Source organism: Metabacillus flavus (assembly GCF_018283675.1).
GTDB lineage: Bacteria > Bacillota > Bacilli > Bacillales > Bacillaceae > Metabacillus_B > Metabacillus_B flavus.
On sequence record NZ_JAGVRK010000001.1, the window covers coordinates 2,688,769 to 2,701,911 of the forward strand.

A 13,143-nucleotide genomic window follows, 5' to 3' on the forward strand; every position below is an offset into this window, starting at 1 on the left:
CACCCCTTTCAAAGATTAGAAGTTGCGAGCGTTCGGTTTGTTGAACCCATATTGTTCAAAGAACTCGTCTCTGAAGTCTCCAAGACGGTCTTCTCGAATCGCTTGTCTAACTTGCTCCATTAATTTTAACAGAAAATGAAGATTATGATAAGACGTAAGTCTGATACCAAAAGTCTCTTCGCACTTAATTAAATGTCGAATATAGGCACGGGAGTAATTTTTGCACGTGTAGCAGTCGCAGTTTTCGTCGATTGGACCGAAGTCTTTTGCATATTTCGCATTTTTTACGACGAGGCGGCCTGTGCTTGTCATTAAGGTTCCGTTGCGGGCAATACGTGTAGGCAGGACACAGTCAAACATGTCGATTCCTCTGATTGCTCCGTCGATGAGTGAATCAGGGGAACCTACTCCCATCAGATAGCGCGGTTTATTGTCAGGCATCCAAGGTGTTGTAAATTCAAGCACCCGGTTCATAACGTCCTTTGGTTCACCCACTGATAATCCTCCGACAGCGTACCCTGGGAAGTCCAGTGATACAAGATCTTTTGCACTTTGCTTGCGAAGCTCTTCGTACTCTCCGCCCTGAATGATGCCGAACAAGCCTTGATCGTTCGGACGCCCATGTGCATTAAGGCATCTTTCAGCCCAGCGGCTGGTCCGTTCTACGGATTTCTTCATGTAATCATATTCAGCAGGATATGGAGGGCATTCATCGAACGCCATCATAATATCTGAGCCCAGATCATTTTGAATTTGCATCGCTTTCTCAGGAGAAAGGAATAGCTTGTCTCCATTCAGGTGGTTGCGGAAGTGAACGCCTTCTTCTTCAATTTTACGGAACTCACTAAGTGAAAACACTTGGAATCCGCCTGAGTCCGTCAAAATCGCGCGATCCCAGTTCATGAATTTATGCAAACCGCCGGCTTCTTTTACAATTTCGTTTCCGGGACGAAGCCAAAGGTGATAGGTATTGCTCAATATGATGTTGGAGCCCATTCCCTTTAAATCTTCTGGAGACATCGTTTTTACTGTCGCAAGCGTGCCGACTGGCATAAATGCAGGTGTATCAAACGAGCCGTGGGGAGTATGAACCCTTCCCAGCCTTGCCCCTGTTTGCTTGCATGTTTTGATAAATTCGTACCGTATCGGTGATGATGAAGCTGTCACCGTCTCTCCTCCTCTATGTGTAGCCTTTTATTCAGTGTAGCCTAAATTTCTTTTTTATAATATGAGCATTGCATCTCCAAAGCTGAAGAACCGGTATCTCTCCCGGACTGCCGTTTCATAAGCGGACATAACATTCTCTCTGCCGGCTAATGAGCTGACCAGCATAATAAGAGAGGACTTTGGCAGATGGAAGTTTGTCAGCATACCGTCAATCCCTTTAAACTGATAGCCCGGATAAATAAAGATATTTGTCCAGCCGCTTTCTTCCCTGAACTCGCCGTCTCCAGCAGAAGCAATTGTTTCAAGCGTGCGGGTTGATGTGGTCCCTACTGTAATAATCCTTCCGCCGTTCACTCTGGTCTCATTAAGAAGGCGTGCCGTACCCTCTGTCATCTGATAGAATTCGGCATGCATTTCGTGTTCTTCAACGGTTTCAGCGCTGACCGGACGGAAGGTTCCAAGTCCTACATGAAGAGTAATATACGCAACGGATACCCCTTTTTCCTGCAGCTCTGAAAGGATTTGGTCTGTAAAGTGAAGTCCTGCTGTCGGTGCAGCAGCGGAGCCTGCTTCCCTCGAGAAGACCGTCTGGTAGCGTTCACGGTCATCAAGCTGCTCCTTAATATATGGCGGCATAGGCATTTCTCCAAGGGACTCCAATACTTCATAAAAGATCCCTTCATAGGAAAAGTGCAGCGTTCGGCCGCCGTGCTCCTGCTCTTCTACACATTTGGCTGTCAGCTTTCCGTCTCCAAACGTGATAACAGTGCCTTCCTTTACACGTTTAGCAGGTTTAATCAAGGTTTCCCATGTATCACCCTCAGATTGCTTCAGCAAAAGCACTTCAATTTTTGCTCCTGTGCCTTCCTTCATGCCGAAAAGTCTTGCCGGCAAAACACGGGTGTCATTCAGGACAAGGCAATCTCCCGGCTGAAGATGGCCGGTAATGTCAGGAAATTTTCCATGGCTGATTTCGCCGGTTTTTTTGTTCAGCAGCATCAGCCTGGAAGCGTCTCTTTTTTCAAGAGGAACCTGGGCAATGAGTTCTTCGGGAAGGTCAAAATCGAATAATTCTACTTTCATGCTATCACCTGTTTTTCTCTTGTCATTTAAATCGTCCAAAAATAGATAAAAGAACCGTTAGCAAAATGCTGATGATAATGGAGGTTGCAATCGGGAAAAAGAAGGTTGTATTTCCTTTTTTGAAGACAAGGTCTCCGGGCAGTTTTCCAATTGCCTGCATAAACAGTCCGGCCGCAAATAAAACGGCTCCAATAATCATCAGCAGTTTAGGCATTTCAGTCATGTTCCGGAACCTCCAGGTTAAAATGTCTGTAAACCGCATCGGTTACCATTCTTCCCCTGGATGTCCTTTGTAAAAACCCGATCTGCAAAAGATATGGTTCATAAACGTCTTCAATTGTATGGGATTCTTCTCCGATTGTCGCAGAAATCGTGTCCAGTCCCACTGGACCTCCTCTATACTTTTCAATGATCCCTGTCAGCAGTTTATGGTCAATATGATCAAGACCCAATCTGTCGACCTGAAGTCTTTCAAGCGCTTCAGATGCAAGCTCCTCCGAAATCCCTTCTTTACCGAGAACTTGTGCAAAATCACGGACCCTCCGCAATAGCCGGTTCGCGATTCTAGGGGTTCCTCTCGATCTTCTTGAAATTTCAGCGGAAGCATTAGGATCAATGCCGATTTGGAGGATATCCGATGTCCGCTCCACAATTTCAGATAACTCTGATTCTCTATAGTACTCGAGCCTGCTAAGCACACCGAACCGGTCCCTTAACGGAGCCGTCAAAAGCCCTACCCTTGTTGTAGCTCCTACCAATGTAAACGGAGGAAGATCGAGTCTGACGGATCTTGCTTCCGGCCCCTTGCCGATGACAATATCCAGACAGAAATCCTCCATTGCAGGGTAAAGAACTTCTTCAATGGAGCGATGCAGACGGTGAATCTCATCGATGAAAAGGACATCTCCAGGCTCAAGCGCGGTTAGGATCGCTGCCAGGTCGCCAGGTCTTTCAATAGCCGGTCCCGAAGTCGTTCTGAGGTTAACTCCCATTTCATTTGCTATTATCGCAGCCAATGTAGTTTTCCCGAGACCCGGGGGGCCGTATAAAAGGACGTGGTCAAGAGTTTCACCGCGCATTTTGGCAGCCTGGATAAAGATATCCAGGTTTTCTTTTACCTTGTCCTGTCCTATGTATTGACTGAGTCTCTGCGGCCGCAGACTAAGCTCCAAGTATTGTTCTTCATTTTCCGCATTACCGGAAACAAGCCGTTCATTCATTGTCATCACCTTACTTTAACAGCTTTTGCAGCGCTTTTTTCACCAGCTGATCGGTTGACAGTGCTTCATCTTTTAAAGCAGGAACAACCTTATTAATTTCCCTTTCTGCATACCCGAGAACTTTTAGAGCCTCAATGGTTTCAGCAAGAGCTTTAGAAGACGCATCTTTTTCAGCAAATACGTGATGATTGAATAACGATGGAGCAAATTCAGGGGCCACGTCTCCAAGTTTCCCTTTTAAATCAAGAATAATCTGTCTGGCGGTTTTCTTTCCTACTCCCGGAAATTTAACCAGAAAGACTTCATCCTCTGCTTCGATTGCCTGCACCACCTGCGACGGATCTCCTGACGCCAGGATCGCGAGGGCTCCCTTAGGACCAATTCCTGTTACATTCAGCAGCTTTGTAAAAAGAGCTTTTTCCTCTCTTGATCTAAATCCGTATAAAGCCAGAATGTCTTCTCTGACATGCTGGTATGTATATATGGTTGTTTCTGTTCCCATTGAATAAACGAACGGATTGGGAGCAAAAATTTTATAGCCGATTCCAGTATGGTCAATCACAATATACTCGGGAGATATATAGTCAATCTTCCCGCGGACAAATTCAATCACCTTTTTCACCTCTTTACAACTGTACTTCATTGTATCATAAAAAGCCGCGCCCAAGAACTAGAAACGTTAACATATGTTCGGATTAAGCAAAATAAAAAGCCTGCGGAAATTGCAGGCAAATTCGAGCAGCTCTATTTTTTTGAACAAGGCGTTCCGTATTGTTTAAAGGTTTCGATGACGTGCAGATATTTCTTCCTGCTCGCTACTCTGATTCCATTTTCCAGCTCCATATGCCGTTTTGTTTCAAGCTTTCCTACATCAATCTGGAAAAAGGATTGGATGACCTTTCCTTCCTCATTCGGTTTGCCATCAAATATAGACAAAATCCCTTCGTTATTCAGCCCGAAATAACCGTTTGCTTTCATAAAAGGAGATATATCATTCATACTTTTTCTTAGGACGATTCTCTTTTCGCTTTTCTCTACAAGTCTCCATCCCGGATAACGGGCGAGCACATGGGACTGGGAATAATACGGTTCCCTTTTAATTTCCACGCTTACTTCTCCATCAAGATAGTCTCGTTCCAGGAATAAAGTAATGGATTTTCCATTTGCCTCATCCGCTGTGCGCTGTTCCAATGCCTGAACGTTTACTGTACAAAATAGGGTGATCAAGGTGATGAGCGATAATTGAATGTATATAATAGGCTGGCGTGTCAGCAACAAGGCCACCTCACTATTTATCAGATTTAAACAGGTTCCAGCATGAAAAAAATTGCTGCTAAAAAACTTCCATGATTGCCACATTCATAGTGTGGCCATTCATGGAAGTTTTAGTCATAAGAAAAAACCAGGGATGCCCCTGGTTTTAGCGATTCGGATTAAGCGTGCGCTGAATGGTTTTGCCGGTGTTTTTCATAAAGTCTTTAATATCGGCATCAATGGTTTCCCGCGGCTTGTTATTTTTAATGTTGGTATCGATTTGCTTAACACGGTTGAAGGAGCCTTCGTCTGTAAATACATCCACGTTTCTGCCATTCGCCAATTTTTCTGTTTCTTTAATAATGGCGTTTTTCACATTTTTATTGTTCTTATCGTTTGTATCTACGGCTACAATCACGTTATCTTCGGTTACAACTGTCCTTGCATCATCAACATTTTTCATCTTGGAAATTTTATCTGAAACCTTTTCGGCTAGGTTCTGATCGCGATCAGAATAATACCCGTTTTCATTTCGGTCGTTATCTGCAATCGGGACCCCTTGATTATCCATATTGCTGTTATTAGATACTCGTGTCGGACGATCATTTCGATCTCCGTCCATCATCTCAGTTATAGGACCATCATTATCAGCGTGATCCTTGTTTTTACCATCGTGTTCGTTCGAATACATGCCGATCGGCTGTGTGTTGTCATTGTAATCCATTGCATTGTCTTTCCCATTGCCGCAAGCTGTGAGAAGACCTGCTAAAAGTGCCAGAGATCCGTATTGGATGGTCTTTCTTATCAAGATGACTACCCCCTGTTTTTTTACCAATTGAGCATAGCTGCTCTTGGTTAGCTTGCTCGTAACAGAAGGTTTTAATCTTGACAGTTCCCTCCATTAATCAAAAGCCTAGTTCCAATCCGCATTGCGCTTTAAAAAAGCTAATCAAAAAAAAGAGACGATTGCATAATCGTCTCAAACTGTATGAATTAATCCTCTTCCCCATTGTAAAAATCAGGGCGTCCGAACATTTGGCCGTATCCGGGCTGCATTCCATACCCCTGCTGCATCCCAAATCCAGGCTGCATTCCATAGCCTTGCTGCATCCCGTATCCTTGCTGCATTCCGTAACCCTGGGATCCTCCGCATCCGCAATCCTGAGGCATTTGTCCGTATTGCCCGCCGGTCATCGGCTGCTTATTCTTGCCTTCCTGCGCGCCCATCACATTCGGCTGGTTTTCATCCATTGCACCCATCACGTTGGGCATGTTCGGTGACATCGCACCCATCACGTTGGGCATGTTGGGAGACATCGCGCCCATCACATTTGGCATATTTTCATCCATAGCACCCATCACGTTCGGCATATTCGGATCGTAAGCACCCATTACACCCGGGCCAAACCCTGAACCTGGCATTACAGGAGAGGCCGGAGTGCATCCGGGAGGATATGGCGAATACCCTTGCGGAGCCATTTGCGGCATCATTTGAGGCATGCTTTGAGCGCCCATTACATTTGGCATGTTGGGAGACATCGCGCCCATCACATTCGGCATGTTTTCATCCATTGCCCCCATCACGTTTGGCATATTCGGAGACATGGCTCCCATTACATTAGGCATGTTCGGTGACATCGCACCCATCACATTCGGCATGTTTTCGTCCATGGCACCCATCACATTCGGCATGTTTTCATCCATCGCCCCGCCGACGCCATAAGGCATTGGAGATGGGACACACCAATACGGCATCGGATGATGGTGATGATGGTGGCCATAATGTCCATAGCCGTAAGGAGCTCCATACATCGGGGCCTGCATACCATATCCTGGCTGCGGTCCGCCGTACATCGGCTGCTGCATGGATGGCTGCATCGCTCCCATTACTCCTGTTGGAGCAGAATAAGGCATATTAGGCATGTTCGGCATTTTCTCCATTTTCTTGGTTGCCTCCTCTTTCTTGGCTGGTGAAACTGCCTTTTGTGCCACTTGTGCAGCTGGCTTCTCTTTTGGTTTTTCTGCCGGCTTTTTCATTTCAGGCATAACATTGGCCGGTTTTTTCATTTCCGGCATAACATTAGCCGGCTTCGGAGGCAGCTGCGGCTGTTTCGGCGGCATTGACATGTTCACCATATAATAATTATTAATATCCATTTCAGGGTAAACAGGCTGCGGTATGTTAGGCATTTTAGGCATAAACGGAGTAATTGGTTTTTCTTTTTTAGGTTCCTCTGCTGCCTGAACTTCTTTTGGCTTTTCCTTGGCAGGCTGCTGAACCGGCTGTTCTTTTATGGGCTTCTGCATTTCTTTTTTCGAATTGAAATTAATTTGAGCTTCCTTCTTTACTGGAACGCTCCCCGTCGGTACCTTAATTTTCATTCCAGGCATTATGGAATCGGGATTGCTTAGTTGAGAGTTCATTTTTTTCAGTTCTTCGAAATCCGCTCCATATTTTTTAGCAATGTTCCACAATGTATCCCCTTTTTGAACGATATGGATTTTCAAAAGTTCCCCCTCCTATGCATTAACTGTATAGTAAAAGCATACAGGCTAATTGCCGTTATTCTTCACCACAAGTTATGCGGAAAAAGGAGCGAATATGCCTTCTTTGAAAATTGCCCAGCTGGTAAGCCATGTTTTCCCCACTGAAACTTCCCTATTATAAAACGCAAAAACCGTGATATATGTGCCACTTTTTTTGAATAAATTCCACTTTTGTCCGTGACACAAAGAAAAGCGCAAGCGCCTTGAACAGCCCCGATAAGCATAAGACAATCAGCCGGAGGAAGGCGATCTTACTTCCGTAGGGTGAGTGGCTTATGACCTCGAGGGGCTAGGCGCTGGAGCTGGACAAATCACTTTATACAAAGAAAGATGATGAAATAGAAATTTATACTTTCTTATCGTGTAAGAAAAGCGCAAGCGCCTTGAAGGGATGAAGTTCTGCTAAGTCCGCGACGTCCTGTCGCAACGCAGAACTGACCCGCCTCCTGCGGGCCTCCGAAAGTCTCGAGGGGCTAAGCTGGCTGGACAAATCATCGTAAAAAAACCCATGCGGCGCATGGGCTATTGAGGGAGGCAAATTATATAGAAAGCATTCTGTTCAGTGCAAGCACTGCCTGTTTTGCATCTTCTTTTTCCACGATGATTCTGTTTACCCCTTTGCCTTCTGCAAGAGCTTCCAAAGACCACAGTAAATGCGGAAGATCGATTCTGTTCATCGTTAAACATGGGCACATATAAGGGTTCAGTGAAACAATTTCCTTATCAGGATTTAAGGAGATCAATCTGTTAACGAGGTTCATTTCCGTGCCGACCGCCCATTTTGTCCCTGCCGCTGCTGCAGAAATTTGATCTATAATATACTTTGTTGAACCGGCAAGATCAGCCAGCTGAACAACCTCATGCGTGCACTCCGGGTGGACAATGATTGTCATATCGGGTTTTGTCTTTCTGATATGGGCAATGTTCTTTTCTGTAAACTTCTCATGTACCGAGCAATGCCCCTTCCAGAGAAGAATTCTTGCCGGCTCGGAAGGACCCTCCAATTTCTCTGATATCGGGTTCCAAACAGCCATTTCTTCAAGGGGAATTCCAAGATCAAAGGCTGTGTTTCTTCCCAGATGCTGGTCCGGCAAAAATAGTATGCGTTTTTTTTGCTCCAATGCCCATTTCACAATTTCTTTTGCATTTGAGGAGGTCACGGATGCCCCTCCATGTCTTCCCACAAAGGCTTTGATGGCTGCGGTGGAGTTGACGTAGGTAAGCGGGATAATGGTATCTCCGTATAGAGCCGTCAATCTTTCCCAAGCACGCTCGGTCTGCTTGATATTTGCCATATCGGCCATCGAGCAGCCTGCTCTCATATCCGGCAAGTAGACGTATTGATCATCACCTGTCAGCATGTCTGCCGTTTCGGCCATAAAATGAACGCCGCAAAAAACAATATGCTCTGCCTCTTTATTCTCTGCCGCAGCCTGGGCAAGCTGCAGAGAATCACCAGTGCAATCTGCAAATTGGATGACTTCATCCTTTTGATAATGATGGCCGGGGATAAAAAGTCTGCTGCCGAATTCTTTTTTAATCTCCCATATTCTCTTCTCTATTTCCTCCGTGGACAATGTTCTGTATTTTTCAGGAATCAGCGAAACGGCTTCCTCGTTCAGCACATCCATAAGACTCATTTTTCTTCCCCCTGCTTCATCAATAAACTAAAATCCAATGCTTTAACAGAATGGGTCAGGTACCCAAGTGATACATAGTTCACCCCTGTGTTTCGATAAGTGTGAAGATTTTCCGGAGTTATGCCGCCTGAGGCTTCGGTTATGATTGAATCAGGCGTTAATTTAGCAAATCTTTTTACTTCTTCTGGTGAACGGTTATCAAACATGATGATATCCGCCTTGGCTTCAATCGCTTCCATAAGCTGATTCTCATTCTCTATTTCAACTTCAATTTTCACAGTATGTCCGACTGCCTGCTTGGCTTTTAAAACTGCTTCCCGGATGCTTCCTGCGAAAGATATGTGATTATCTTTAATCATGACCGCGTCATAAAGGCCATAGCGGTGATTTCGTCCGCCTCCGCATCTGACTGCATACTTGTCGAACATCCGAAGCCCGGGGGCTGTTTTTCTTGTATCGCATATATGTGTATCCGGACTATCCAGAAGCATGATGGCTTCGCGGGTTTTTGTCGCAATCCCGCTCATTCTTTGAATTAGGTTTAATGCTACCCGTTCTGCACTTAGAATTGAGATGATTTTTCCATTTATAACGGCAGCGGGTTCCCCTTTCTCCACTGCTTCCCCATCCTTTTTCAGGATTTGAACCTCTATTTGATCATCAAGCAGTGAAAAAGCAGTTTTTAAAACGGCTTCCCCTGAAAAAACGCCTTTTTCCTTTGCAAAAATGACCGCCTCTCCCCGATCACTTTCGGAGAAAATTCCGCTTGCCGAAAGATCATGATCACCGAGATCCTCCATTAAAAATTGGCTGATGCTTTCCTTTACTTTTAATCCATTCACACAATCACCTCTAAAGCTGGTTTATTCGTTTTCCATAGCAGTTCTTTTCGTTTCCAGGCTGCCTCTTTATAGGGAAAGTCTGACCGGAAATGGCAGCCTCTGCTTTCTGTGCGCTGCCATGCAGCCCGGGCAATTAATTCACCAGCCGTCATCATGTTGGCCATTTCGAAGATGCCGGGTGAGAGCTCTTCTGCCTGCCCGCTCTTTTGCTGGGCATCCTGAAACCACTCAATTAGCTGTCTTAACCCCTCTTCATTTCGTTCAATCCCTGCGAAACGCTCCATCATATCAGCTACATCCTGCTTCGTAACGGTGTACGCAGGAGGACGTTCCTTCTTAAATGACGGAACATCCTCCTGTGCTTCAATCGTTTTTACATCCTCTGCTATTTTCTTTCCAAACACCAATCCTTCCAGCAGGGAATTGCTTGCAAGCCTGTTTGCTCCATGAACTCCAGTGCAAGCCGCTTCACCAGCTGCGTAAAGCCTGTTTACACTTGTTCGGCCGTTCAGATCCGTCTTAATTCCGCCCATAAAGAAATGCATGCCAGGCATAACGGGGATCAGCCCATCCTGCAAACGGATGCCATTCTTCTCACACATTCTGGAAATTCCGGGAAATCGTTTCTTGAATTGAGGAATACTTTTAATGTTTAGAAAGATGGACTCTCCCTGCTGAATACTCCGGAAAATTTCTCTGGAAACAACGTCTCTCGGTGCAAGATCTGCTAACGGATGTACGTTTTCCATGATTTTCTCTCCCCTAGAATTTTGCAGGAAAGCTCCCTCTCCGCGGACAGCTTCCGAAACCAGTCCTTTTACCGAGCCTGCTGTATAGAGCATGGTAGGATGAAACTGGACGAACTCCATATCTGTCAGTATCGCACCTGCTCTATAGGCAAGAGCGATTCCATCCGCTGTACAATTCCTGTGATTGGAAGTATGCCGGTAAAGGGTGCCGCATCCGCCAGCTGCCAGAATGACAGCGGAAGCATAAATCACTTCAGTATTTCCATCCGCATTAAGAACGCGCACACCGTAGCAGGTGTTTTCTCTAACAAGCAGTTCTGTTACCATTGTTTGTTCATACATGCTCACTTTTCCGTTTACACCCTGTGCAAGAAACCGGACCATCGCTTTTCCTGTTTCATCGCCGCCTGCATGGACAATCCGGTTTAGCCTGTGCGCTCCTTCCATGCCCAGCTTTAGGGCACCGTTCTCCGCTCTGTCAGCAGGCAATCCGTCGCGAAGCAGGTTAAGAAGGATTTTGTTCCCTTCTTCCGTCAGCTGTTTGGCTGCATGAGGATTTGTATGGCCATCGCCGGCTTGAATCGTATCCTCACAATGCAGCATCCAGGAATCTTTTTCAGAAAGAGCAGCGGCAATCCCGCCTTGTGCCAAAGACGAGTTCCCATCGGTTACAGATCCTTTTGTAACAATCATTACGTTCAATTCTTCACAAATATAATAAGCAACGGCCAAAGCTGCTATTCCGCTGCCCACAATCAGCACGTCTGTCTGCTGCATTATTTTCACCTTGCTTTACATGTGTCTTGACACCTATCTTTACATAACTTTAAAATAAGCACAAGAGTTTTTTTGACTGGAGGAACCATCTTGATCTATTTAGATTACGCTGCCACAGCTCCTATGAGTGAGCAAGCGCTTGAAGCCTATATGAAAACCGCACAAACGGTTTACGGCAACAGCCAGAGTCTTCATGAAGAAGGCGGCCGGGCAGCTGAGTGGCTCTCGGCATCAAGGAAGAAAATTGCTTATTTGCTTGGCGGGGCGGAAGACGGCCTTTATTTTACCGGAAGCGGAAGTGAAGCCAATGTACTGGCATTAACGTCCCTCCTTAGTGGAGCAGATCCTAATAAAAAGGAAATCGTCATGAGCGAAATGGAGCACGCATCAATAAGAACATTCCTTTATGGGTTAGCAAATAAAGGCTATGTGATTAAAGAGGCTCAGCCCGGTACCGGAGGAATGATTGGATGGAACGAAATTGAACCGCTTATCACGGAAAGTACGGTATTAATAACAGTCCAGCATGCAAATTCGGAAACAGGAATCATGCATAACATAAAAGAAATCGCAGGTCTTGCCAAAAAAAATGGAATGCTATTTCATTCCGATTGTGTACAGACATTTGGAAAGGTACCTATTCTTGCAGAAGAATGGGGGATCAGCGCGTTATCCGTTTCGGCCCATAAAATTCACGGACCAAAAGGATTGGGTGCAGCGTATATTTCACCATGCGCTTCCTGGAAGCCGGTCATCGCAGGGACTTCTCACGAAAATGGGTTCCGCCCTGGAACAGTTGATGTCCCGGGCATTGTTTCCTTTGCCGTTGCAGCAATGGAAACAGTAAAAGAAATGGACAGAGAATGGATGAAAATGAGAGAATACAGGAAGCATCTTGTATCATTTATAGAGGAGAAAAAGATTGGAATACCAATTAAGGCAAATGATGAGGAATTTCAGCTTCCCGGAATCATCGGCTGCCTTTTATCTCATACTGAAGGCCAATATGCTATGCTTGCATGCAGTCAAAAAGGGGTGGCTATTTCAACAGGCAGTGCCTGCCACGCTGGAATGACCAAGCCTTCACATGCACTGCTCGCTCTTGGCATATCAGCTGAAAAAGCTCACTGCTTTATACGAATTTCTCCCGGCAGAGGAACGGACTTTTCACACGTTGAACGACTGGAATCGATTTTAGAAAGGCATTGTGCAGGAGCAGCAGAGAGGGTGAAATACATTTGACTTCTAAAGTATACGGAGAAGAAAGAAGACAGCAGATTTTACAGCTGCTTCGTACAAGTCCTGTCCCTTTGACAGGAAGCGGTTTAGCAAAAAAAATGAATGTAAGCCGGCAAGTAATTGTTCAGGATATCTCATTGTTAAAAGCAAAATCTGAGCCGATTATGGCAACAAGCCAGGGATATATTTATATGCATTCGCATGCCCCTTCTAAAAATGCAGAGCGTTTAATCGCCTGTGTGCATACTCCAGAACAGACTGCTGAAGAGATGAGAGTCATTGTGGACCATGGTGCAGCAGTGAAGGATGTAATGGTAGAGCATCCCGTATACGGAGACCTCACGGCTTCAATCATGGTCCATAACCGGAAGGAAGTAGAAGAGTTTATTGAAAAAATAACATCAAGCCAGTCCTTCTATCTCTCTCAGCTAACAGAAGGCGTGCATATGCATACGATCGCTGCGGATTCCGAATCTGTACTTGATGATGTTTGCCAGGCTTTGGATGATAAGGGGTTTCTGATAAAAGACGAGTAAAAAAATAGGCTGTCTAAAAAGTCTTGCTTAGAGGAAATGATTGAAATTGAAACCCCGGGACGCAATTCCGGGGGTTTTGATTTTAAATA

At 45.4% G+C, this 13,143-nt stretch carries 13 protein-coding genes; 2 read left to right on the top strand and 11 right to left on the bottom strand.

Annotated elements, in window-relative coordinates:
- Window positions 1-15: 15 nt before the first annotated feature.
- From tgt to nadB, 11 genes are all read right to left on the bottom strand, one after another.
- Window positions 16-1,167 carry a tRNA guanosine(34) transglycosylase Tgt gene (gene tgt / locus J9317_RS13840; protein ID WP_211559525.1) on the bottom strand — a complete coding sequence of 384 codons (1,152 nt, stop codon included), beginning with the start codon at window positions 1,165-1,167 and terminating at the stop codon, window positions 16-18.
- A gap of 54 nt (window positions 1,168-1,221) precedes the next feature.
- Window positions 1,222-2,250: a tRNA preQ1(34) S-adenosylmethionine ribosyltransferase-isomerase QueA gene (gene queA / locus J9317_RS13845; protein WP_211559527.1), complete on the bottom strand. Its 1,029-nt coding sequence runs from the start codon at window positions 2,248-2,250 to the stop codon at window positions 1,222-1,224.
- Window positions 2,251-2,272: 22 nt separating this feature from the next.
- On the bottom strand, window positions 2,273-2,473 hold the full coding sequence (locus J9317_RS13850) for a DUF2905 domain-containing protein (RefSeq protein WP_211559529.1): 201 nt from the start codon (window positions 2,471-2,473) through the stop codon (window positions 2,273-2,275).
- On the bottom strand, window positions 2,466-3,470 hold the full coding sequence (gene ruvB, locus J9317_RS13855) for a Holliday junction branch migration DNA helicase RuvB (RefSeq protein WP_211559531.1): 1,005 nt from the start codon (window positions 3,468-3,470) through the stop codon (window positions 2,466-2,468). The genes J9317_RS13850 and ruvB overlap by 8 nt, the downstream gene beginning before the upstream one ends.
- A 10-nt stretch (window positions 3,471-3,480) precedes the next feature.
- A complete protein-coding gene (ruvA, locus tag J9317_RS13860; protein WP_211559533.1) occupies window positions 3,481-4,083 on the bottom strand; it encodes a Holliday junction branch migration protein RuvA in 603 nt (200 codons plus the stop codon).
- Window positions 4,084-4,214: 131 nt separating this feature from the next.
- Window positions 4,215-4,745, bottom strand: a complete 531-nt coding sequence (locus J9317_RS13865; protein WP_211559535.1) for a BofC C-terminal domain-containing protein — start codon at window positions 4,743-4,745, stop codon at window positions 4,215-4,217.
- Window positions 4,746-4,890: 145 nt separating this feature from the next.
- On the bottom strand, window positions 4,891-5,532 hold the full coding sequence (locus tag J9317_RS13870) for a YhcN/YlaJ family sporulation lipoprotein (protein ID WP_211559537.1): 642 nt from the start codon (window positions 5,530-5,532) through the stop codon (window positions 4,891-4,893).
- Window positions 5,533-5,717: 185 nt separating this feature from the next.
- Window positions 5,718-7,232: a SafA/ExsA family spore coat assembly protein gene (safA, locus tag J9317_RS13875; RefSeq protein ID WP_211559539.1), complete on the bottom strand. Its 1,515-nt coding sequence runs from the start codon at window positions 7,230-7,232 to the stop codon at window positions 5,718-5,720.
- 578 nt (window positions 7,233-7,810) lie between these two features.
- Entirely contained in the window at window positions 7,811-8,911 is a 1,101-nt protein-coding gene (gene nadA, locus J9317_RS13880) for a quinolinate synthase NadA (RefSeq protein WP_211559541.1), read from the bottom strand.
- Window positions 8,908-9,753 (bottom strand): carboxylating nicotinate-nucleotide diphosphorylase, encoded by an 846-nt coding sequence (gene nadC / locus J9317_RS13885; protein WP_211559543.1) that lies wholly within the window; start codon window positions 9,751-9,753, stop codon window positions 8,908-8,910. The genes nadA and nadC overlap by 4 nt, the downstream gene beginning before the upstream one ends.
- Complete coding sequence (gene nadB, locus J9317_RS13890; protein ID WP_211559545.1) at window positions 9,750-11,279, bottom strand: L-aspartate oxidase; 1,530 nt, start codon at window positions 11,277-11,279, stop codon at window positions 9,750-9,752. The genes nadC and nadB overlap by 4 nt, the downstream gene beginning before the upstream one ends.
- Before the next feature lie 90 nt (window positions 11,280-11,369).
- Between nadB and J9317_RS13895 the strand changes: the two genes are divergently transcribed.
- Together J9317_RS13895 and J9317_RS13900 are read left to right on the top strand one after the other, a co-directional pair.
- Complete coding sequence (locus J9317_RS13895; RefSeq protein ID WP_211559547.1) at window positions 11,370-12,521, top strand: IscS subfamily cysteine desulfurase; 1,152 nt, start codon at window positions 11,370-11,372, stop codon at window positions 12,519-12,521.
- A complete protein-coding gene (locus J9317_RS13900; RefSeq protein WP_431190707.1) occupies window positions 12,512-13,054 on the top strand; it encodes a transcription repressor NadR in 543 nt (180 codons plus the stop codon). The genes J9317_RS13895 and J9317_RS13900 overlap by 10 nt, the downstream gene beginning before the upstream one ends.
- Window positions 13,055-13,143 lie beyond the last annotated feature (89 nt).